Below are 22,495 nucleotides of genomic sequence, written 5' to 3'. Positions count from 1 at the left end.
CCTTACCTTTTTGTTCTACTTTGTGCTGCCTTCTACTTTTTCTACCTTGCTGCGGTGGAGCAAACTTCTATTTGCTACCACTCGTTTGGATTGATACCAATTCGTCATCTTCTCGTCTGTAAAGATGAAATATATCGTTACAGACACGATTTCCCTTCCCCTCGCGACTGTAACGATGAAAAATATCTTTACAGCCTCGCTTAGCGCACAAAAGCGTGAAACGTGGATCAATGAAGTGATACCAACGAATCAGACGGTCTTTCTGATCATGCACATACTTCATATCCTTCGTTATCCGTGGTGCAGGCAGCATTTCATACCCGATTTCGTGCTTATCCAAAAATTTCGTTAAAAGTTACCAGGGCGCAGCAGGAGAACCGAGCTTGTACTGAGTCCAAACCAACCTTTTACATTCATGTTCATGTTTACTTCCCCCTTAAAAGGTTTTACTCTACATTCAAAAGCTTACCATCAGCCAATCCGACTTTATATATGAAATATACAACATTTATATAAAATCGTTAACGAGTGTATGAACCAAGGATAAACGACTCCGTCGTCCTTCAGGGACGAGTGCGTTTGTCAAGGTAGATGCGAAGCAAAAGTATCAAACTACAAAAAAAGAGGCAGATCAAATTGGGGAATTTGTCTGCCTCTAATAGCACTCTCTCTAGTTTTCTTACATTCCCCACCAAGGAAGATTGGCATAAGGATAATGGTTATTATTGTTATCTTTTAAAGCAGCATAAAATTCAGGAAAATTATAATTCGGTTTGTATCCTAGCCTTTCTTTTGCCCTATCAATCGACCAATAGGTGTAGCCCCATCTACGCAAAAGATTTTCTGGTTCTTCACCGTGCTGCAGCATCAGTTCGGCAAAGCCGGGAAAACGCTCCTCCATGAGCGCCAATGGTTCTTTTCGCCATCTGGTAAACTCATTCTCCGAAAAAGGAACGTCTGACATAATGTTAAATACATCAAAATCAATCGTGGAATTTTCCAGTCCAAGGATAAAAGCTTGCGCCACATCACGGTCATCCACACCGCCCTTCAGCAATCGGATACCATAATTTAAATAGCTTTCAGGAACAAACATACCAAGACGGTAAGCGATCGTCTGAATGTGATCCTTACGACTGTAAAATTGTGCTATATGTTCGCACAACACTTTACTCTCCCCGTAAAAATCACCTGCCAGCAACGGCAGATCTTCCGTAACCTTAGCGAAGCTATCTGGAACTTCACGAATACTCTCGCCATAGACGCCCATTGTGCTGCACAATAAAATTTTGGACACCCCGTATTGCCTGGCCGCTTCATAGACATTATAGGTACCTTGAACATTAAGGGTCCAAAAATCGTCCCGAGTATATTTGGAGAGATGGATCCCATGCAAAGCGGCCGCATGGACGATTGCATCCACACCTTCAGCTGCCCTCAATACATCCGTTTTGTTGGTAATATCCCCTTGAATAAAAGGATATGAAGTTTCAATACTACGGTAATCCATCATGATCGGTTCGTGCCCTCTTTCCACCAAAGCGGGAGCAAGAACCCGACCCAGATTTCCGCCTGCACCAGTTATAAGTACTTTCATTCAGCACTTCCTTTCTTTTGCTCATATCGATCTAGACTACAGCGGGAGAGTACCGATCAATTATTTCAAGATCCTCTTTGGAAAGCAGCGGCCTTACTGAAGCTTCCGCATTTTCCAATACTTGTCCAGGCGTCTTGGCACCAGGAATGGCTACGGTAACGGCAGGATGGGTTAATACATAACGAAGTGCCGCCTGTCCCATGGTTTGATTCTCTTTTACTAAACTACGCAAGCGCTCCACTTTTTCCATGCTATCCTTGAACCATTGCTCATTTGGCCAATTTTTTCGGATATCCCCTTCTGGGAACGTTGTTTCCTGGTTGAACTTTCCGGTTAATAATCCCATACGCAGCGGCCCCCGAACAACTACAGCGATTCCGTTCTCCTGCAAATACGGCAGAACTTCCTTCTCCGTTGAACGGTTGAGAATACTATAATCTAATTGGACGGCATCAAGTCCTCCCTCACGGTTGAAATGCTTGATATAATCGAAATTTTCGGTAGAAACACCGACTGCTCTTACTTTTCCGTCTTGCTTTAATTTTTCGAAAGCTCGGATGAATACTTCCGTTTCCTCATATTTATCCCACCAAAGATGGCAAAAATAAACATCGATGTAATCGGTTTCAAGTCGCCGCAAGCTTGCTTCGCAAGCCTCGATGATCTTTTCAGGCCGATCATAGACCGGTTCTCCTTTTGGGTCTCGGTGGTGCCCCAGCAATCCGCCCTTCGTCGATACAATAACTTGATCTCTTCTACCTTTTATGACTTTTGCGACCAAACTTTCGCTATGCCCTGTGCCGTAGACGTCAGCCGTATCAATAAAGTTCACTCCCAAATCAAGTGCTTTTTCCATCGCTATGATCGAAGTATCAGCTTTCACCGGTCCCCATGCATCGCCGCCAATAGCCCAAGCACCAAATCCTACTTCCGATACATCAAAGTCTAATTTACCGAATTTCCTATAGTTCATCACATTTGTACCTCCCATTCTTTTTGTTATTCAAATAAATCTTAGTATACAGATTAGAAACCGTAAAGTACGCACTTCTTGTTAACTTGGTTACCTAGAGGTTACACATGACTTCTTTTTCTACTCTACATCGTTGTCCTATAGCCATGATATTATTTCATCTTGATTCCAATGCTTATCAATCTGCATATTCTAGCCGTGGCAGTACGAATAAGCTCTTCAGCCGATACTATACATTGCTCTAATTCCATGGGCCGGGGCACAATACTCATCAGACCGTCGATCCCATGTTGTAGTACATCCTCAGCGCCTTCACCTAAACCGCCGGACAAGCAGATCGTCGGAATGCCCGACTGCTTGGCGATCTTAGCCACACCTACAGGGGCTTTACCGTGCGCGGTTTGAAAGTCGGTGGAGCCTTCACCGGTTATAACCAGGTCCGCCTGTTTAAGCTTTTCAGCGAAATCGGCAGCCTCCAGCACAATTTGAATACCTGGGATCAGCTTCGCATTCGTGAAAAACAACAATCCTGCCCCTACACCGCCGGCTGCACCGGCACCCGGAATAAATGCAACGTCCCTGCGTGTTGCCAATTGGGCAACTGCCGCATAATTCTTAAGGGCATGGTCTAACTGAGCTACCATGTCGGATGTGGCACCTTTTTGCGGACCATAAACCGCGGAAGCACCTAACGGCCCGCACAGCGGGTTATCGACGTCGCATGCGACCTTAATATCCGATTCGGCGATACGCTTATCTAAATCGGATAAATCGATTCGTGCGAGCTTGGCAAGAGCCCCCCCGCCTTGGGATAGCTCGTTATCATCCGAATCCAGGAATTTGACTCCTAAGGCCTGTGCTATTCCCGCTCCGCCGTCATTGGTTGCGCTGCCTCCAATACCTATAATTAACTTGCGAAGTCCGTAATCGAGAGCCGCCTTGATTAATTGTCCGGTCCCAAAAGTCGTTGTCAACAGCGGGTTCCTTTGTTCCCTCGGCACCAATGGTAATCCGGAAGCAGCCGCAAGCTCGATCACCCCGGTTTCTCCATCGCCGAGAATCCCCCAATAGGAGTCAATTTCTTCACCCAAAGGTCCTACTATTTTCTGTTGGATCATTCGACCACTCGTAGCCGTTATAAGAGCTTCTACCGTGCCTTCACCGCCATCAGCTATAGGTACTTTGCTCACCGCAGCGTCAGGAAATACGTCCAGAATCCCCCGTTCCATCGCATCTGCAACAGCAAGGGCAGATAAGCTCCCTTTATATGAATCGGGTGCCAATATAATACGCATGGTGCTTCTCTCCTCTCTTTTTTGCATGCAAAAATCTAATACTCCTATCTTAACAAAGAAAAGCCCTTATAGGTGATAAGAGGTTTTCAACAGATGCTACGAATCAAGCCAATTTTCTCCGCTCACTCTTTCACACCCCAACTACGATGCCTTTAATAAAGAACTTCTGCAGAAACGGATAAACGAGCAGAATGGGCAGAGTGCCGATAAAAATTTGGGCCGATTTGACGATCGTTCCACAGAGAGCTTCCCAGTCGGCTCCGGCTTTCCTCCCCTTATTTGGAGTTCCCGTCGTATTCAAAATAATCGTGATCAAATACAAAATAAAAATGCTTACCATTGACTTCAAAAAGCCACTGGTAAGCACTCATTTTCGGAATATAGAATTCGTAGCTCGGACCACTTTGTACTAAACTTTCGAAAACTCTAACGAAGGGAGAAAGGCGAGATTTAGGCAGCAATTGTTGCACTTTTACAACATCATTCAACCGCGAATAGGGATTCACTCATCTAGAAATCTCAACCCAGCGTAGTACGATCGGGCGTGAATGGCGATAACGTTACTTGATGACCAAAACATTCACGGAATGGGGCTGAATTTCGACCGTAACATCAGATTGCGTATTCCAACGCAAAGGCTGCTCGATGACACGAACCTGCTCTCTTCCGATATCATTGTAAGCGTCTTTCGAATCGCCGACCACACTATAAAGGACCGCGTTCGAATATTGGACTGCACTGCCAAGATGAAGGGAAACGGTTTCCGCCCGATCCGGATGGCGATTGACCAAAGCAATTCTCAAATCTTCGCTTCCCGTCCGTTTGGTAGCCACTGCATCTACATGCGGGACGCTTGTTGTCTTGCCGGCCTTCTCCACATCGAAAGCCGCATTTTCCGAAAGCCAAGAATCAACGACGATATCTCCCAGGTGACGAGTATAGAGCTCAAACACATAGTAACTGGATCTCAATACGATCCCTTCTTGATGCGTAAATATGGCTCCTCTTGTATTGACGGTCGGGGCAAAATTCGCCATACCGACGACATCGCTATGTTTGTGACACTGATTTAAGAAACAGGCTGTAAACACAGCATCCGCCATGGTGTAGCTGGAATTGATGTCATTTTTATCCCTCGGATTGATATAATCCTCGGTTCCGGAGTTAATATTCGGATGGTGCCAGCCCCGAAGATTCCATTCATCATAGGCAATACGGATTTTGCCCAGATAGCCGAGCGAGCCGAGTATATTTTTTGTCTTTAGAATCGGCTTCTCAATTTCCATGGTATAAGCCATACATGTTTCATAATTCGATAAATCGTTGACTTGGCCCAAATGATCCCAATAGTCGTGAATCGAAATCCAATCCAGATAATTCCCCGCTTCCCGCAGCAAATTCAGATTCCAATCCAAATCAGAAATGCTCGCTGCCAGCAGCTCGATGTTCGGGTCAACCCGCTTCATCATTTTGGCCGATTCTTTTACGAAACGCCCCCATTCGCTAAGATTCTTAGCCCCCATTTCCCAATCGCCGTAGTTTTCATTGCCGATGCTCCAGTATTTCACTTTGTAGGGCTCTAAATGACCGTTATCAATACGGAGCTTCGCCCATTTTCCTTCGGAAGGAAGGTTGCAGTATTCAACCCAATCGCTCATTTCTTCCGGAGACCCAGTTCCGGCATTCGTGCAAATATAAGGCTCCGCGCCAATTAAACGGCAATATTCAATAAATTCGTCCGTTCCGAATTTATTCGATTCCTCTAGTCTCCATGCTTTATCAAAGTAAGGAGTGCGCTGCTTTCCTATTGCATCTTTCCAGTGGTAGGCAGAAACAAAGCAGCCACCTGGCCAGCGTACAATCGGAACCTCGATTCGTTTAAGTGCCTCCATTACGTCTTGACGATAGCCGCTGCTATCGGAAAACGAAGACTCCGGATCAAAGATTCCGCCATAAATTTGACGATGAAAATGCTCCAGAAAGTGACCGAAAATTTTCTTGTCTCTCCTGCCAAGTTCTCTTCTTGGATTAATTTCCAACCTAGACATTCATCCACGCTCCATGATTAGATAATTTACGTGTGCGCACACGGTTCTAAATACACTTGCACTATATCTCGAATAACTTGTTATGTCAATAAAAAATAATGAATAACCTCTAATTCCTTGCCATTACGGATATCATCATATAAAATAATCAACAGTTACATCGTGCGCGTACACGAACATTCGTACAAAAAGGAGCCGGATATGTCAGTCACCATTAAAGATATCGCCCGGATATGCAAGGTTTCCGAAGGGACCGTCGACCGTGCGTTAAATGATAGGCCGGGCATTAGCAAGAAAACGAAGGAATATATTCTTAACGTCGCGAAGGAGTTAAACTATACGCCTAATCATTTAGCCCAGGGTCTTGCCAAGGGCCGATCGATGACGCTCGGTGTCATTTTATTTGATGTCCGCAATCCATATTTTGCGCAGCTAATGAACGCTATTGAAGTCAAAGCCAGGGAACTAGGGTATGTCGTTTTCCCTATTTTTACGCATCATGATCCTCAAAATGAGCGGAAAGCACTCGAGCATTTCAAAACCCGGCAAGTAGACGGGATTATCACGTTCAGTGTACAGTCCGGACATGAATTTGAAAAAGAATTGCTCGATTTAAACATTCCCATCGTTACAATCGGAAATCGTATTTCCGGCGGGTGGACCTATGTTGGCATTAACGAGCGTGAGTCGATGAAAGACGCTGTGAAACATGTCGTAAGCCAAGGTTACGAAGAAATTATCTATATTTGCCCTCCATTGGCCCGCAGAGGCGAGGTCAATCTTTACACACTGGAAGAAAGATTGGCCGGATGCCGCGAAGGTTTATCAGAGATGGGGAAAAAGGAACCGCTTATCATCATGGATTCTGATTACATCAAGGCCATTAGCCAAATCGATCTGGAATCCCAGCCCAAAAAAGCAATTGTCTGTCCTGCGGATATCTATGCACTAGAAGTGCTTAATCATTTTAAGAAAAACAAAATCAGAGTTCCTGAACAGGTCGGTCTAATGGGCTTCGATGATATCGACGCGTTGAAATATATTTCTCCCAGATTATGCTCCGTACGATACCCTGTAAGTGAAATAGGCATAACAGCCGTGAGTCGCTTGCTTGAAGAAATCGATGGAAACCACAATAAACATTTGAATGTGCTGCTTTTGCAGCATCAAATCGTTACAGGTGAATCTTTATAACGATATCGCCGCCAGGGCGAGTCATCGTCCTGGCGGCAGAAGCAACGTAACTTCCAATGACCCTTTCGATTCGCTATTGAATAAACTTGAACCAATTGAGATTGAATAAATACCCGCTTGATCCTGTTAATTTCAGGTATACATTGTGCGTACCCGTGGCACCTCTTACTGCACACGATGTAGTCACCCAAAGTTACGAAATATCACCGCCCCCTCTTCATGTAGGCGCTTTAATATATATGTAAAAGGAAAGCTGAGACAAAATAATCTGTCTCAGCCCCTGGGAAACGTATTTTTTTATCATGATCTTAATGAGATATTATTTTGTAACCCTAAACCAATCGATATCGAGATATCCTCCACCTGAGCCGGAGGCGAATACCCCCACCTTCGCCCCTACCCATCGTCCCTCGCTGGCTTCAAATGGTTCTACTGGTAAAACAGTAAAATCGACACCATTTAGACTTTGCCAGAACGTATCTCTCTCAGGCGTAGTAGCTGCCGCCCAAAATGTAATCGTCGATTTCTTGCCTGAATCCTGCGTTACGGCTGCATTAGTTGGCCCAGCGCTGGCGCTAGCGTTAATACCAGAACCGGAACCGTTGCCCCCGCAAGCTGTCAAATTTCGACATAAGTTTTCTTTAACTCTTTGTTTGATTTCTTTGAAAGCTTCTACGAAGACCTCGGATCCCGCAAAGCGAATTTGGAAGCGATTATTACCGGAAATGCAGGTAACGTTAACGAAAAGCCGTCCTTTCCGGTGCCGGGGCACCGGGAAGGACGGCTTTCATTGTGCGTACAAAAAATTAAAACTTGCCGTTTGTATTTTGCCATTGCGATTCCGGAAGAATCGTCTACGTAATCGCCGCCGGATTCGGGTGAGATTGCTTCACAAAGTTAAGTGTCGTTTCGCTCCCGCTTGGAAAAGACAGGTTGATCTGTGTGAGGGTGTACGAGCTGAATATCCAACCTTAACTCTTACGCTTGACCGAAGGCGCGCAAACGCCGTCGTCGCAAGCCGCTGGCGCAGATTCGCTCCCTGAGTCGTTCTGCACAGTCGGCGGCTGTGATTCGTTCCAAGCCGTCTGCAAAGCATGGAGAAACATATTGGTTGACTGCGCCCCCGATACGGCGTGCTTGCGATCGATGACGAAGAACGGCACACCTCTGGCGCCAAGTCGGCTTGCTTCTTCATCCGCGCGCACTTCGGCGGAATAATCGGTGCCGGTAAGCACTTTGAGTGCTTCATCCCGATCCAATCCGGCCTTAACCGCTATTTCGGTGAGTGTTTCATGATCGCCTAGATGCCGGGAGTCGGTGAAATACGCCCGAAACAGCTCCTGCGTCATCGGGTTCATTTTGCCTTGCTTGGACGCGTACAGCGCCAAACGATGAGCATCGAATGTGTTCGTCAAAATCATGGTGTCAAATTGGAACGCAAGCCCGACTTCCTTTGCTTGATTGCCGAGATTCTCGTTCATCGCAATCGCCTGCTCCCGGCTCATGCCGTACTTGGCAGCCAGCATGTCATGTACATCATAACTTACATCTCTCTGTGCATTCGGATCAAGCTCGAAGCTTCGGAAAACAACCTCCACATCATCTCTGTGCGCAAATTGATCAATCGCCGCTTCGAGCCTTTGTTTGCCGATGTAACAGAAGGGGCATGCAAAATCTGACCAAACTTCAACTTTCATTCTAGTAACCTCTTTTCAACTTATTTCGAGTGCAGCGTTGTAATGAGAATTGTTACAACAGCCAAAAAAAACTCACTTTTGCCGATTTAAAAAAATCCATTCCGACGTGCAGTGCGCATCCTTGGCGGTAGCTATCAACAAAAGAATGTGAACCGCTATGGGAAATCTGCTGCTTATTTTCATTACTCACACCCTATCGGTGTAACCATCGTAGTTACATCGAGTAACAAATGTCAAGAGGAGCGGATGAATATATTGATAACTTCAACTTCTTGTTTCTTCAACTGTAAACCTTCATCATTTGATCGTCCGACTGGCCGATTATATATCCACGTTCTTTTTCACAAAAAAACGGTCCAACCCGAATTGCCAATAGTTTTCTGCCGCCAAATAAAGAGCAGCCAGCGTAAGCCCTAACTCCAGTTCAAAACCCGGAGATTCCGGACTGCCCATCAATCCTGAACCCAGCTTCACTTTGAAAATAACTCCAAGCATAATAATCAAGAAAATGATGGACACATATCGGGTTCCTATACCTATGACCAGTGCAATTCCGCCAATAAGCTCACAGATTGCGACTACATAACCAAGCGTCCCCGGTAGTCCGATGGACTGAAAAAAATGAGCCACATTTCCAAGCCACATTTGAAACTTCATCCACCCGTGGGAAAGAAAAATAACTCCTAACAGAATTCTAACAATCGTATACAATACAGCTTTGAATTGAGGCATTTGCAGAAGATCATCTTGTTCCTTATCGGTTACTTGATTGCTTAACCGCAAATCATTTCGAATCCCCTCATCGAAAACGATCGCTGTATTCAGATTACTTATGTTCAGAAACATTAATTCGGCGACCTCGCTTGAAGTCACCAGATGCTCCTGATTCGTTTGTGTATTCGTTTCCACTAATGTCTCTTTAGCGGTATCATATGAGACATACCCCAGTAAAAACAATGGAGGTACGGAAATGACAATCATCGCAAAAAGGACGCGACTGCGAATTTGTTTAAAGCGAAGTAAGGTGAATATCTTAACAATACGTGACATCATAAATTCCTCCAGCATTTTCAATCCAAAATATAAGCACATAACCGTCCGGATAAGTACATTTCAATAAACATGGTAAAAGGCTGTCCGGCACTTCCCGACGACAGCCTTTTGATGGTACTTTTTATTGATTCCCTTTTGTACTCGAGATAGTGCCCAGGTTATTTAATTCCTCCGGTATTGTAAGGATCAATGGCAAGCGAACCGTTACCGTGGTTCCGGAACCCACCTCACTTTGTATTTGAACACCATACGCTTCCCCATAATTCAATCGGATACGGTCATTGACATTGGCTATCCCGATACCATTGATAGCATGCTTTCGAAGTAAGGATTGAGCAGTTTGCTGATCCATCCCTCTACCGTTGTCCTGAACCAATAAAACCAAACATTCATTTTCTTTCTTACCTGTAATATGAATATATCCGAAAGGCTCGCTCTCTTGAACACCATGATGAATAGCATTCTCCAAAAATGGCTGCAACAGCAACTTTAGTACATATGTTTCCAGAATCCCTTCTTGAAAGCTAAACTCCACTTTAAAACGATCACCATATCGTATCTTCATAATGTGTATATACTTTTCAAGATACATCAGTTCTTCTTTCAATTGAATATAGGAACCGTTCCGATTGAAAGTGGAGGACAAAATTTTCACCAATGAATCTGTCATTTCATAAATATTTGTGTTTTTTGAAATCATAGCCATAACCTTAATTGCACTAAGTGTGTTAACCAAGAAATGCGGATTGATTTGAGATTGTAGAGCATCGATTTCCGCATGCGTCTTTTGCTTTTCTCGCTCCCTTAGTTCCCTCATCAATTCTTGAATACGTAAAACCATGCTTTCGAACGTTTTCCCAAGCAGGTGAATTTCCAAAGGCCCCGTTGCTGTGATCTTGACATCAAACTCCCCCGATTTGACCCGATTCATTTGCCTGACCAGCATACTGATCGATCGCGAGAGTCTCCTTACCATAAAGACGGAAACGATCAAAAAGAAGATAAACCCGGCACCGGAGATTTCCATCATCGTATAATAGATTTGTTTAAACTGATAAGTAAGTTGATTATAAGGAATAAGGTACACAAGCTTCCACCCGGTTGAATCCATGGTGAGAAAAGTTATGAACATTTTCATTCCCTGAACAATCGTATTATAGTGACCTGATTGATCAAGCATCGCCTTTTCGATCGCTCTGGGCTCGAGCCCCTTCGTTTGGTTTGTGCCGCCAGTTGCCAGCATGACTTCGCCGTCGCTGTCCAGAACGACGAAACCACTGTCATTTTTCGATGAATCGGCTAAATTTTCTAGCGCTTTGGATTTATAAAAAAAATAAATCATCTCGACATCGTGTAACAAAGGGTTGCTGCGCGGTGCAATCGCTGCTGATAGGATGTATTTGGAATCCAGATTTCCAGAGAACTTTACTTGCGTTCCCAACATCTGAACGTGGCCTTCAGCCGACAATGCTTGTTTGTACCCGCGTAGTTGTCGAAGAGATTCCACGTCAGATGTCAAATGCTCATAATATTGCGGGCCTTCATAATAGTAAGAGCTCCCGTCTCGAAAAATGAATGTAGCGGATATTAAATCCGGCATATCGTGAAAATAACCCTTCATTTGTTCATCCAATTGCACGGTATACTTAAAATGGCTCTGAGTATCCTTTTCATGATGAAGCGAAGCAGTAAGTTCTAGTACACTTTTGTCAGTTGCAATAGAGGCTATCGTATGAATGTACCTGCTATTTTCCTGACTTAGAGAATAGGAGACTTGCTTAAGTGTTTGTATCGTTTGTGAGGTGCTGTTTTCAAGCAAAATTTGGGTATACGCTCGCAAAGAGAAAAAGGCCACCATACTTATTGGCAGCACAATCATCAAAACAAACATGATATATAAGATTGACGAAACTTTCCATCGTTTCACATTTAACCGCATGTGCCGCCACCCTTTTTCTTTTCGATTGACCGCGGACCCTATTCGATTCTAGTTTCTATTTTCGACAATCCCCCGTTGTTATCCTTCTAATTTAACTATTTCGACTATTCCTTAATTGCCCCGTCCATCAACCCTGCAAACACAAATTTACGCAGCAGCAAATAAATAAGGACGGTAGGCAGCATAACCAAAATAATCGCCGCTGATAGCTCATTCCAATACGACCCCCGCTCGCCGACAAAAGTCATGAGAGAGGTTGACAGGGTATGAAGTTTTTTCGACGGCATGTATAAAAAGGGAATATACATATCATTCATAATATCTACCACTTTAATAATAGCGAGAGTTGCTGTAGCCGGAATCATCAGCGGGAAGATGATGGATTTAAATATGCGGAAATAGGATGCTCCGTCAATTAATGCGCTCTCATCCAATTGATTTGAAATTTTTTCTATAAATTGCAAATAAATAAATATTTGCATTAAATCTGTACCCGCATAAATAATAAGCGGGGCATACAATGTGTTATACAGGCCGATTGATTTAATAATTTGGAAACGGGCAATTTCCGTCGTATAGGTAGGAACAACAGAAGCAACAATGAACAAAACAAAAATTATTTTCTTGAAGCGGAAATCAAATCGGTTCAAAATAAAAGCCGTCATCGATCCCAAAATTGCATTGATTACAACGCTGGCTACGGTAATGAGGAGCGAATTCATGAAACCGAGCAGCATGTCCGCTTTCTTCAGAGCGGTTATGAAATTCGTGAAGTTCAAATGACTTGGCAGTTTAAATGGTGAAGTAGCAGCAAGTTCCGGCGACGTTTTAAAAGAAGCGATGACCACCATGGCTAACGGCACAAAAATAACGAGTATAATGATTGAAAACAGGAGATAGTACAGCACTTTGCCCGTAATACTCATGATTTGATCCCTCTTTCACGTATGAACAGATTTTGCAGGTAGGAAAAGACAATAATCGTAACCATCAGCATAATGGCCATCGCAGAAGCTAAACCGTAGCTATTAAACTTAAAAGCTGCATTGATCGTAAAAATGGTAAAGGTGCTGCTTGCATTTCCAGGTCCACCCTGCGTAACCAGGAACGGAATGTCAAATACCTGCAAAGCTCCGCGAATATTAAGGAACAGCACAATTTCCACAACTCTGCGAATCCCCGGAAGCACGATATATCGAATTTGTTGCAGCTTGCTTGCGCCGTCAATGGTAGCTGCCTCGAATAAATCATTTGGAATGGACTGCAGGCCCGCAAGAAACAAAATGACATGAAATCCCGAAAAGCGCCATAATGAAATCGCAACCAGCGAGAAATTAACGATATGCGGGTCGCTTAACCAATTCTGAATCCAACTGCTAAGCCCCATCCCATTTAGGATTTCATTGATGGGTCCATTGACTGGGTTATATAAATAGCTGAAAATATAAGCGACCGCAACACCATTAATGATATAGGGGAACAAGATAATGGACCGAAAAAATGAACTCGCCCTTAGTTTCGCATTCAACAACACCGCAATGATGATTTCAAGTGGAATAAATAACCCGTGAATAATAAAATATAACCAGTTGTTGTAAAGTGAATGCCAAACATCTGCATTTTTAATGGCACTTAAATAATTGTCTGTTCCTACATAATTCATTTGTTTGCTAATGCCATTCCAATCCGTAAGGCTGTATTGAATCAACTTCACCGTAGGATAAAGCAGAAATAACAACAATAAGCCTACGGGGATAAATAAAAAGGTAAAGATAATGACCCTTTTCTGTAATGCAGCATTCATACTCCCACTACCTCTTCTCCATTTTCTTTAGTTTTCATTTGTGATGTATCATCATCTTATTGAAAATGAATAAGAATGCACATGATATATTTTGTTATGAGCATGATAAATCTAGTGATTACTACGGGCGCTTCACCCGTGGCTAATCCTCACACCCAAGAAATCGAAAACAACCTTCCGTTCCCATTAAGAACGTGAAGGTTGTCTCCGCTGAAAACAATCTTTAGGTATCTGGACCGGCCTATATTCCTAGTCGATCCTGGTCAGTTGCCATGATTGGTCGATCGCCCCGTTATCCGTCCATTGGATGGCTGTTGCGCCATTGGAAGTGGAACCGCCGCCAATCCCCAAAGCCATTCCGCTTTTGCGATTGATCAGCTTGAAGTTGCCGCCTCCGGTATCAACCGGCAGCCATTGTTGGTTGATGCCGCCATAGTACGGCCATTGGATGATGGAGGCGCCTGCCGATGTCGATGCCCCGGACACATCCAGCACTTTGCCGCTGTTTACGTTTACGATTCGGTAATACCCGCTGTCTGTCGCTTGCAGCGTCCAAATCTGGCCATTGTACCCTGTGTCGTTCCATTGATCGATTGTCGCTCCGTCAGCAGTAGAGCCCTGATAGACATCCAGATATTTCCCACTATTCTTGTTGGTGATGACAAACTGCCCCGTTGTGAATGAGGGCGGCGAAATTTGCGTAAAGTTCCATCGCTGGTTGCTGCCCCCATTGTCCTGCCATTGGTCGACAGTTGCTCCGCTGGCAGTCGACGCTTGATATACCTCCAGATTGAGCCCGCTGAGTTTATTAATGATCAAGTAGCCGCCCTGGGTCGTATTCTGCACGGCCCATTCATGGTCCGGCGTGCCGTTGTCACTCCATTGCAGCGCAACCGCACCATTGCTCGTCGACTGGTTCGTGACGCCAAGCACCATCCCGCTCTTGATATTCATGATTTTATAAAAGCCGTCCACTTGCAAATTAAACCGCCACTGCTGGTCTGTCGCGCCGATATCCGTCGCTTGCACGGCCGCCGCTCCCTGGCTCGTCGAACCGCCGTTAATGTCAAGCACCATATTGCTGTTAACGTTGTTCAGCTTGTAAACCGCCCCATCCGAGATGCCGCCCCCCAGATCGACGGTCCCGTATGTGACCGAATTGGCGTTACCGCCAAGAGGACCGCCTGAAATGACGAAAAGTGTATGCCCGTCAGACATAGGCAGAAGTCCACGACTGTATCCACTTGACGCGTTAGAGTTGAATTTGGTCCAAGTTCCCGACGCGCCGTTTTGCGTGTTCAGGAACAGTGAGCCATCGGAATAAGCGGAAACAGCCAACGTGCCGTTCGGACCACCTGTCGGGAGCCATACGACATAGGGGGAACTGGTCGGAACTGTGCCATCCGTTGCCCTCAAAACCGTCCCCGTTGCCGCTCCGAAATTTTCTGGATCCGAAGTGATTTTATAGTAAACGGCGAAGTTTGCCTCCGGAGCACCACCATATTCATAAGTCATGATGTAGTTGCCATTGCCCATGCGTGCGACTACCGGCATCCCTGGGCGGTTGGCATAGGGCGGCTGGATCACGTCGTTGACGACGGAGCCCCAGTTTACGCCATCCGTCGACGTTTGATGCACGATCTTTTGGCCATAATTAGGATCACGTTGGTCGGAATAATAAGCGATCAGCTTGTTGTTCGCTACAAGCAGGAACGGTTCCCAAATCGGCGTGTGGCCGTTTGTCGATATCGCTTCGCCACCGGTAGCGATCGAGCTGACGAACGACCACGTTATGCCGTGATCCGTACTCTTATAGAGATCGAGTTTCGTCACGGACAAATCAGAAGGGATTGACATCCCTGCGCAGAGGATCGTGCCTGCCGGCATATTGCCGATTGCTTGCGGCAGCTCATACAAGAAGGGCTCCCAGCGCATCCCCCATCCGTTCACCTTGTCGGTCACGCTGGATATCTGCGTCCATGTTTTGCCTGCATCCGTGCTTCGAAAGATCGGAAAGCTAGGTGTGCCGTTCACATACTGCTCGAACGTTGCCAGCATGGTTCCGTTAGCAGATCCAGAGTGCTCTAGACGAAGCGATCTACCGTATAACGCGCCCGGACTCGGGCTGCCAGACGGCGGTGTGTACATCGTGGATGGTCCAAATACTGCATGGGCATGATCGGCATCAAAAAAGAAGACGCTGAAGACTGCTACGCACGCCATAAAAGCAATCGTTAACTTTCGGACCATCATACTTGCTGTGGATCGTGAAAACATCATTTTTACACTCCCTTAGAAATCGATTTGATCGGGGCTATTGTTTTTTCCCCTGCATGCATGTCGAAGCCAATCGTCACCCCCTTTCTCCGCAAAGCATTCGTTAATCTATCTCATAAAGCTCCTTAATAGAAGCGCTTACATTAATGTGAAGATATTTAGATTCTCTTCTGGTCTCCCCTCCATTGCGCAGTGTTGAAGCAGAGAGACCACGATTGCAATCATGATCTCTTAGCTGCTCCATATCCAAATGGATTACTTTGCCGTTCTTGCCTTAGCCCATTTATTATTCAAATCAGTTGCAATTCCGTCAAGTGATTTGCCTGACATCATATCTTGACCCAGCTTCTTCCAATCCAGTTGCATCGCATTCACAATTTTGTTGAATTTCTCGCCACCCGGTTGATAATTGAATTCTTCGAACTTGTTATTTTTATAGAAATCGTTCATAAACGGTGCTTTAGACTCAACGCCTTCCATGAGTGATTTGCTCATCTTCTCGTCGACAAAAAATTGGTATGCATCAGAAGTAAACATCCATTCTACAAACTTTTTCGTTGCGTCAAGATTTTTCGAGTTTTTATTAATTCCGTAGAAATCATCGGTGAATGTTATTACTTTAAGCGGTTCGGCTTCCGAATGGCGCACCGGCAGCGGGAATGCCGACAGGTCGTCCGTATTGCCAACTTTGGATGTATATTGCGGCAAGTACCAGAGCCCTGCTGCTATAACGGCAGCCTTCTTCGCCTCGAACAATCCTGTAGCTTGATCATTGCTCAAGCCAAGCGGATCGTTGCCCATTACTTTAGCATCGTATAATTTTTGAATATCCGTATAGGCCTTGTAGAACGGGGTATCTTTATCGAAAGGCTTGTCTTGTCCGGCAATTGTATCGTAGTAATTTTCATCGCCGGATACAAGCAGCGGCATGAATTCGTTAAATGGATAGTCCGGCCAGGAGTCTTTTCCACCCATGGCATACGCTTGATTTTTTCCGCTTTTCTTAATCGACGATAATGTTTCAATGAATTGCTCCCAAGTTTTCGGTACACTGAGTCCAAGTTCTTTGAAGATGCTCGGATGATAGTAGACAAGCTCAGGGAAAGAGATCATCGGTAGTGCCAACACTTTGCCATTCACGGCAAAGTGCTTTGCCTTCGTATTTTTAGCTGTTACACTCATATCATCAAGCGGCAATAATTCATCTCTGAAATCGTTAAGGAAATTAGGCTTTAGCGCAATAACGTCCGGCAATTCATTGCCTGCCATCCTTACCTTCATCGCTTGCAAATAATCCCCATCGCTCTTGAAGGTTTCGACTTCCACCTTTACGTTAGGCATCACTTTGGAAAAATCTTTTACTTTCGCCGACCATTTGTCCAGAAAAGCGCTGTCGCTATCCCAGGTAGAGAGCTTCAATGTAATTGGTGCAGTGATAGCTCCCTTACTAGTATCGGGAGATGCAGACGCTGCCGAGTTACCCGCAGATTTGGTATCGGCTGCGCTGTTAGCTCCGCATCCTGCCAACCCAACGGCCATGACTGCGGCCATAATGGATCCAAGTGTTTTCTTTTTCAAGTTCATTCCCCCTATGGTGGTATCGCTTACAAGTTTTATTCTACAAGCTTCGATACATGGGTCACATGATATATATTGTGGTTTCAATGATATTTTTTGTGATGCGACTCCCTGTATTGTTGCGGACTAAGCCCTACATTTTTCTTAAATACCCGGCTGAAATGTTCAGGATTTTCATAGCCTATCTGGATAGAAACCTCATACATTTTCATTCCTGCTTCGAGCAAGCGCTTGGCTTCCTGAATACGTAGTTTCGTGACGAATTCAACGAAGTTCATTCCCGTTTCTTTGGCGAATTGCTTACTTAGATGACTTTCGCTGACGCCGACGCTTTCGCTCACTTGTCTTAACGCAATCGGCTTCCGGAAATGATTCTCAATGTATCGTTTAGCTTTATCCACGAGACTTAACGAACGCTCCGATTGTTTGGTATGCAATAACACTACTGCTTTATGGACGGTATCAATTAGCCAGTCGTGAAGATCTTTCTTAAAATCGAATTGTTCTACGAGCTCGTAAGGCAGCTTATCACCTTCCAGCAAATGTCTCCAATCCAATTCTTTTACGACTAACAGAGCGCCGAGCTCACGCAGCAGATGCTGATAGAATCGGAGTGTTTTTCCTAACGTTCTTTTTTCAAGTTCCAATATTTCCAAGCCTTGATAAAATGCTGCTTCCCAGCGCTCATCTCCATGCTCGATGTATGGCAAAAGTTGAGTTAAATCCCATGGATTCGGCATATCTGGCTCGGTCGCAATCTGAGGTCGGTTCAAATCATAATAGAAGGTCCGTCCGGGGCCTTCATAAAAGCGCATCTCGGCCAGTTGTCTGGATTGTGCATAACGCAGCCGCCATTCCTTCCAATCCATACAAATATCTGAAACACCAATGGAAACCGAACAATCGAGATAGTTCTTTATATTGCTTCTCAGATAGATGAATAATTCCGCTACTCTGTTGCGAAGATACAAATAACTATTCGCATTTTCAAAAAAGAATAGAACGACGTATTCGTATAGGTTAAATGGAACAAGTTCATAGGGAATATTTTCCCTTTGCAGCACCTGGCTTATCGTTGTGTATAAATATTCGTATTTGTGCTGGCTAACATCTTTTTCAGCTTCAACCATATCACGTGTTCGATCTACCAACACTACGAATACAAGTTGCTGGTTGGCTCCAGTTCCTTGCAATCTGCTCGCCAATAATGAAGTCATATCAATCGTTTGATGATTCGGCTGCTTATGGAGCAAGTACTCCCTGAGCAAATTATTAGCCTTCAGCGAAGCAGCTTCATCATCGATCTGAGCATCATGCTCTCTGTCCTGTAATAATTCAACCGTTTTCCTTAACACCGGTATGACATGCTCGGGACTCAAATCAGACTTGACGATATAATCAACTGCCCCGAGCAGGAACGCATGACGGACGTACTCATAGTCCGAAAAAGCACTGAGTACAATACAGACGGGTTTGCGTTTCAAGTCCGCTTCTTTCAGACATGTCAAGAGCGTGATGCCATCCATCTTTGGCATATGGATATCCAATATTAACAAGTCGATATCCTGTTTCGTACATATTCGTTCCCACACTTCTTGTCCGTTTGCCGCCTCCCCGATGACAGCACAATCTTCCTCAGCCCATGGTACAATTTGTTGGATAGCCAATCGAATAAGCGGCTCGTCATCCACTATGAAGACCCTGTACATAACACGCCTCCTTCCACCCTATATAATGAATCCAATACGTCTGCCTAATATCGTACTTATCGAAAAAAGGCTCCCTCGGGAGCCACTTTTCGAATTTACTTTACTTATTTTTTTGACTGCTCCCCTCCATCCGAAATGTCGCTCCTCAAATCGACAGTCCCGTATGTAACCGAGTTGGAATAGTTGTTGCCAAGCGGGCCTCCAGAGATGACGAACAGCGTATGCCCGTCAGACATCGGCACAAGTCCTCGACTGTAACCAATTCCCGCATTGGGTTTGATTTTGGTCCACAGTCCTTCGCCATTTTGCGTATTCAGGAACAGCGAGCTGCTGGAAAAAGCGGAAACGGCCAAGGTGCCGTTCGCACCTCCAGTCGGGAGCCAAACGACATATGGTGAACTTGATGGGCTCGTACCATCTTTCGCCAGCAAGCCAATCCCCTTTACTGAGCCGAAATTTTCCGGGTCTGCTCCGATTCTATAAGAAACCTCACAATTTTGCGAACCGCACATTTCGTAAGTCATGATGTAGTTGCCATTACCCATTCGCGCAACTACCGGCATTCCCGGGCGGTCGATGTACAAAGAGGAAGTCACATCATCGACGACGGGGCCCCAGTTTATTCCGTCAGTCGATGTTTGATGCACAATCTTTTGGCCATATTTGGTATCGCGTTGGTCAGAATAATAAGCGATCAGCTTGTTGTTCGCCACCATCAGGAACGGTTCCCAAACCGGCGTGTAACCGTTTTCCGATTTCGGCTGTCCGCCGGAAGCGATCGAGCTGACGAACGACCATGTCTTGCCGTGATCCGTGCTCTTATAGAGATCGAGCTTCGACTTGGAATAGTCTGAAGGGATAGAATTCCCTGCGCACAGAATCGTACCCTCCGGCATATTTCCGATCGCCTGTGGCAGCTCGTACAATTCGGGTTGCCAGCGCAACCCCCATCCGTTTACCTGATCGGTTACGCTGGAAATCTGTTTCCATGTTTCTCCTGAATCCGTGCTTTCAAAGATTGGAAAGCTGGGTGTGCCGTTCACATACTGCTCGAACGTGGCCAGCATGGTTCCGTTGGCGGATTTTGAGTGCTGCAGACGAGTGGCTCTGCCGTAAAGCGCGCCCGGTCCCGGGTCGCTGTCCGGCGCAGTGTACATCTTCAAGGGCCCGAATATTGCGTTGGCATGATCGGTGCCGATGTTGGCATGATCGGCGCCGATAAAGAAGAATTTGAAGGCTGCTGCGCAGCCAAAGATTGCTGCGCATGCCACCAAAACAATCGCAAACATTCGGACTTTTTTGCTTACAACAAAACTGGAACCCGCCATATTGATTTCATCTCCTTTATTAACAAAGGTGCTCCCTCAAACTTCTTTACCCCTTGACCGACCCCAGCAGCACTCCTTTTATGAAGAATTTCTGAGCAAACGGGTACATGATAAGCATCGGGATAGATGCAATAACCATAGCCGCCAGTTGAATGGTCTCTGCTGTAGTTTTACCTATGCCTCTAGCTTGAATAGCGAGTTGGGCTATATCTGCATTTTGGGAAGCTGCGCTCGACAATTGGTCAGCACCTGCATTCGACATAATTAATTTCAATATATAATATTGAAGGGTTTGCAAGTTCGAATTTTGTGTGAAAAACAACGTGGTGCCATAGTCGTTCCATATCCATACTGCCACGAAAACCGATATGGCTGCAATAACCGATTTTGAAAGAGGCAAAACAATGGAGAAGAAAATTTTAAACTCATTGGCACCATCCATTTTAGCCGATTCAAAGAGCGCGTCGGGTATGGCCTTATAATTGGCATTAAATATGATTACGTTGAAAAAGTTTCCGACAAGAATAGGTAATATATAAACCCAGTAGGTATCATATATGCCCAACCAATTATAAAGGATAAAGGTCGGAATCAAGGCGCCGGGAAAGTACATACTAATAAACCCTACGGCTACATAGAATTTTTTGAATTTCAGGTATGGCCTGGAAAAAGCGTATGTGAATATTGCCGTATTTAGGATTTGTACAACGGTAACTATGATTGTACGGGATAAGGTAATCATTTCGGCTTTTATTAATGTTGCATCTGACAATACTTTCGCCCAGCTGTCAAACCTAAACAACCTTGGCCATAATAATATCGGTCCACGTCTCAAATCCGTACCATCATTTAAGGAATTGATAATAGAAAAGTAGAATGGATACACGGTTAAGATGATGAGTATGATCATAATTGAAATATTCACAATATTAAATGTCCTGTCGGAACGAGCTCCATTGGGGACCATTTGATTTTCCTCCTTAGAAAAGACCCGAGTTAGATAATTTCTTCGATATGGAATTTGCCCCCCAAAGAAGTAATACAGCAAAAACCGATTTCATTAATTGTATGGCGGTCGCTACATTAAATTGAAGCTGCTGTAAGCCGAACTGATACACATAAGTATCGATTACCTGACTTGTCGGAAGGTTCAATGAATTTTGAAATACGTAAATCTGGGTAAAATTATTGTTAAGTATACCGCTTACGGCAAATATGATCATAATCATCAAGGTAGGCATGATACACGGTATTGTTATATAAAACATCTTTTTAAAACGACCGGCGCCATCTATTGTTGCTGATTCATAAAGGGCCGCATCCACTCCCGCTATCGCCGCAAGGTAAAGAATAGCTCCCCACCCGAGATCCTTCAGAAGTGAGGTTACAGTAGCAACCCCCCAAAAATAGGAAGGATCGGCAAGAAATTGAATGGGTTTATGAATAAAATGCAATTTTTTCAAAATAAAATTTACGGCACTGTCAGATCTTAATAGCGTTACAAATAACCCACCGTAAATAACCCATGATAAAAAATGCGGTAAATAAGTGGCAGTTTGAACGATCGATTTGAATTTACTGCTGACTATTTCATTTAAGAATAAAGCGAAAAATAGAGTTATAGGAATGCTTACAAAAGACGCCAAAAGATTCATACCGATTGTATTCCTTAGCATAGGAATAAAGTCATAACTGTGAAACATGATCATAAAATTATCCCAACCGTTCCACGCACTCGAAAATATGCCCGCTACCCCACTTGTCGGATCATAATCTTTGAATGCAATGATATAACCAAATAGCGGGATAAAGACAAATATTAAAATATGCAATACGGAAGGCCAAAGCATGATACCGAGTTCAAATTGGGTACGAAAATCATGACCAAGCTTAAATGTCTTCTTTTTTGTATTATTTATTATTAAGGACTTACCAACCGTTTTTTCAAACATATGAATCTCCATTCCGCCGAAGTCGCTGGTGGCATAAATATTAATTTCTGA

19 protein-coding genes and 2 pseudogenes are annotated in these 22,495 nt (G+C 44.6%); 1 reads left to right on the top strand and 20 read right to left on the bottom strand.

All coding sequences use genetic code 11. The annotated features are described in order from the left end of the window. Positions 1-15 precede the first annotated feature (15 nt). The 6 genes and pseudogenes from ASG93_RS36760 to ASG93_RS05750 all read right to left on the bottom strand — a co-directional run bounded on the left by ASG93_RS36760 (position 16) and on the right by ASG93_RS05750 (position 5,913). A complete protein-coding gene (locus tag ASG93_RS36760; RefSeq protein WP_268795986.1) occupies positions 16-147 on the bottom strand; it encodes a hypothetical protein in 132 nt (43 codons plus the stop codon). Positions 148-679: 532 nt separating this feature from the next. Continuing rightward, on the bottom strand, positions 680-1,597 hold the full coding sequence (locus ASG93_RS05770) for an NAD-dependent epimerase/dehydratase family protein (protein WP_056829749.1): 918 nt from the start codon (positions 1,595-1,597) through the stop codon (positions 680-682). Between the two features lie 31 nt (positions 1,598-1,628). After that, positions 1,629-2,570 carry an aldo/keto reductase gene (locus ASG93_RS05765; RefSeq protein ID WP_056829747.1) on the bottom strand — a complete coding sequence of 314 codons (942 nt, stop codon included), beginning with the start codon at positions 2,568-2,570 and terminating at the stop codon, positions 1,629-1,631. A gap of 152 nt (positions 2,571-2,722) precedes the next feature. Further along, on the bottom strand, positions 2,723-3,865 hold the full coding sequence (locus tag ASG93_RS05760; RefSeq protein ID WP_056829745.1) for a glycerate kinase: 1,143 nt from the start codon (positions 3,863-3,865) through the stop codon (positions 2,723-2,725). A gap of 130 nt (positions 3,866-3,995) precedes the next feature. After that, positions 3,996-4,094, bottom strand: a pseudogene (locus tag ASG93_RS34835) (carbohydrate ABC transporter permease); the annotation flags it as partial. Positions 4,095-4,425: 331 nt separating this feature from the next. After that, the gene (locus tag ASG93_RS05750; RefSeq protein WP_056829741.1) at positions 4,426-5,913 is read right to left on the bottom strand and encodes an alpha-L-arabinofuranosidase C-terminal domain-containing protein; all 1,488 of its coding nucleotides are present in this window, start codon (positions 5,911-5,913) and stop codon (positions 4,426-4,428) included. 201 nt (positions 5,914-6,114) lie between these two features. On the opposite strand from ASG93_RS05750, the gene ASG93_RS05745 reads away from it, so the two are divergent. Then, the gene (locus tag ASG93_RS05745) at positions 6,115-7,107 is read left to right on the top strand and encodes a LacI family DNA-binding transcriptional regulator (RefSeq protein WP_056829739.1); all 993 of its coding nucleotides are present in this window, start codon (positions 6,115-6,117) and stop codon (positions 7,105-7,107) included. 73 nt (positions 7,108-7,180) lie between these two features. On the opposite strand, the gene ASG93_RS33875 is transcribed toward ASG93_RS05745, so the two are convergent. From ASG93_RS33875 to ASG93_RS05685, 14 genes and pseudogenes are all read right to left on the bottom strand, one after another. Then, positions 7,181-7,294 (bottom strand): carbohydrate-binding protein, encoded by a 114-nt coding sequence (locus ASG93_RS33875; protein ID WP_082614716.1) that lies wholly within the window; start codon positions 7,292-7,294, stop codon positions 7,181-7,183. Between the two features lie 132 nt (positions 7,295-7,426). Next, positions 7,427-7,879 (bottom strand): hypothetical protein, encoded by a 453-nt coding sequence (locus ASG93_RS05740; RefSeq protein ID WP_056829736.1) that lies wholly within the window; start codon positions 7,877-7,879, stop codon positions 7,427-7,429. Between the two features lie 199 nt (positions 7,880-8,078). Then, entirely contained in the window at positions 8,079-8,804 is a 726-nt protein-coding gene (locus ASG93_RS05735; RefSeq protein ID WP_056829734.1) for a DsbA family oxidoreductase, read from the bottom strand. Between the two features lie 93 nt (positions 8,805-8,897). Continuing rightward, a pseudogene (locus ASG93_RS36170) lies at positions 8,898-8,987 on the bottom strand (transcriptional regulator); the annotation flags it as partial. A gap of 138 nt (positions 8,988-9,125) precedes the next feature. Then, positions 9,126-9,857 carry a DoxX family protein gene (locus tag ASG93_RS36165; RefSeq protein WP_235550752.1) on the bottom strand — a complete coding sequence of 244 codons (732 nt, stop codon included), beginning with the start codon at positions 9,855-9,857 and terminating at the stop codon, positions 9,126-9,128. A 121-nt stretch (positions 9,858-9,978) separates the two neighbouring features. After that, the gene (locus tag ASG93_RS05725; RefSeq protein WP_056829732.1) at positions 9,979-11,796 is read right to left on the bottom strand and encodes a sensor histidine kinase; all 1,818 of its coding nucleotides are present in this window, start codon (positions 11,794-11,796) and stop codon (positions 9,979-9,981) included. Between the two features lie 104 nt (positions 11,797-11,900). Beyond that, entirely contained in the window at positions 11,901-12,722 is an 822-nt protein-coding gene (locus ASG93_RS05720; RefSeq protein ID WP_056829730.1) for a carbohydrate ABC transporter permease, read from the bottom strand. Further along, positions 12,719-13,600: a carbohydrate ABC transporter permease gene (locus ASG93_RS05715; protein WP_056829728.1), complete on the bottom strand. Its 882-nt coding sequence runs from the start codon at positions 13,598-13,600 to the stop codon at positions 12,719-12,721. Before ASG93_RS05715 ends, ASG93_RS05720 begins: the two co-directional genes overlap by 4 nt. Positions 13,601-13,849: 249 nt before the next feature. Then, positions 13,850-15,880, bottom strand: a complete 2,031-nt coding sequence (locus tag ASG93_RS05710) for an RICIN domain-containing protein (protein WP_056829727.1) — start codon at positions 15,878-15,880, stop codon at positions 13,850-13,852. 252 nt (positions 15,881-16,132) lie between these two features. Continuing rightward, entirely contained in the window at positions 16,133-17,455 is a 1,323-nt protein-coding gene (locus ASG93_RS05705; protein ID WP_056829724.1) for an ABC transporter substrate-binding protein, read from the bottom strand. Between the two features lie 83 nt (positions 17,456-17,538). After that, a complete protein-coding gene (locus tag ASG93_RS05700; protein ID WP_056829722.1) occupies positions 17,539-19,164 on the bottom strand; it encodes a helix-turn-helix domain-containing protein in 1,626 nt (541 codons plus the stop codon). Positions 19,165-19,268: 104 nt separating this feature from the next. Next, positions 19,269-20,492: a sialidase family protein gene (locus ASG93_RS05695; RefSeq protein WP_056829720.1), complete on the bottom strand. Its 1,224-nt coding sequence runs from the start codon at positions 20,490-20,492 to the stop codon at positions 19,269-19,271. A 46-nt stretch (positions 20,493-20,538) separates the two neighbouring features. Continuing rightward, positions 20,539-21,459, bottom strand: coding sequence for a carbohydrate ABC transporter permease (locus tag ASG93_RS05690; RefSeq protein ID WP_056829718.1), 921 nt, complete (start codon positions 21,457-21,459; stop codon positions 20,539-20,541). A 13-nt stretch (positions 21,460-21,472) separates the two neighbouring features. Next, positions 21,473-22,444 (bottom strand): ABC transporter permease, encoded by a 972-nt coding sequence (locus ASG93_RS05685; protein ID WP_056829715.1) that lies wholly within the window; start codon positions 22,442-22,444, stop codon positions 21,473-21,475. Positions 22,445-22,495 lie beyond the last annotated feature (51 nt).

It is taken from the genome of Paenibacillus sp. Soil787 (assembly GCF_001429545.1).
Classification (GTDB): Bacteria; Bacillota; Bacilli; order Paenibacillales; family NBRC-103111; genus Paenibacillus_E.
The sequence above is the reverse complement of the archived record's forward strand: the minus strand, read 5'-3'. Positions and strand labels throughout refer to the sequence as shown.

Excerpts from the sequence above, each read along its gene's own strand:
- ASG93_RS05770 (WP_056829749.1), bottom strand. The coding sequence starts at position 1,597 with ATGAAAGTACTTATAACTGGTGCAGGCGGAAATCTGGGTCGGGTTCTT.
- ASG93_RS05765 (WP_056829747.1), bottom strand. The coding sequence starts at position 2,570 with ATGAACTATAGGAAATTCGGTAAATTAGACTTTGATGTATCGGAAGTA.
- ASG93_RS05760 (WP_056829745.1), bottom strand. The coding sequence starts at position 3,865 with ATGCGTATTATATTGGCACCCGATTCATATAAAGGGAGCTTATCTGCC.
- ASG93_RS05750 (WP_056829741.1), bottom strand. The coding sequence starts at position 5,913 with ATGTCTAGGTTGGAAATTAATCCAAGAAGAGAACTTGGCAGGAGAGAC.
- ASG93_RS05745 (WP_056829739.1), top strand. The coding sequence starts at position 6,115 with ATGTCAGTCACCATTAAAGATATCGCCCGGATATGCAAGGTTTCCGAA.
- ASG93_RS05735 (WP_056829734.1), bottom strand. The coding sequence starts at position 8,804 with ATGAAAGTTGAAGTTTGGTCAGATTTTGCATGCCCCTTCTGTTACATC.
- ASG93_RS36165 (WP_235550752.1), bottom strand. The coding sequence starts at position 9,857 with ATGATGTCACGTATTGTTAAGATATTCACCTTACTTCGCTTTAAACAA.
- ASG93_RS05725 (WP_056829732.1), bottom strand. The coding sequence starts at position 11,796 with ATGCGGTTAAATGTGAAACGATGGAAAGTTTCGTCAATCTTATATATC.
- ASG93_RS05720 (WP_056829730.1), bottom strand. The coding sequence starts at position 12,722 with ATGAGTATTACGGGCAAAGTGCTGTACTATCTCCTGTTTTCAATCATT.
- ASG93_RS05715 (WP_056829728.1), bottom strand. The coding sequence starts at position 13,600 with ATGAATGCTGCATTACAGAAAAGGGTCATTATCTTTACCTTTTTATTT.
- ASG93_RS05710 (WP_056829727.1), bottom strand. The coding sequence starts at position 15,880 with ATGATGTTTTCACGATCCACAGCAAGTATGATGGTCCGAAAGTTAACG.
- ASG93_RS05700 (WP_056829722.1), bottom strand. The coding sequence starts at position 19,164 with ATGTACAGGGTCTTCATAGTGGATGACGAGCCGCTTATTCGATTGGCT.
- ASG93_RS05695 (WP_056829720.1), bottom strand. The coding sequence starts at position 20,492 with ATGGCGGGTTCCAGTTTTGTTGTAAGCAAAAAAGTCCGAATGTTTGCG.
- ASG93_RS05690 (WP_056829718.1), bottom strand. The coding sequence starts at position 21,459 with ATGGTCCCCAATGGAGCTCGTTCCGACAGGACATTTAATATTGTGAAT.
- ASG93_RS05685 (WP_056829715.1), bottom strand. The coding sequence starts at position 22,444 with ATGTTTGAAAAAACGGTTGGTAAGTCCTTAATAATAAATAATACAAAA.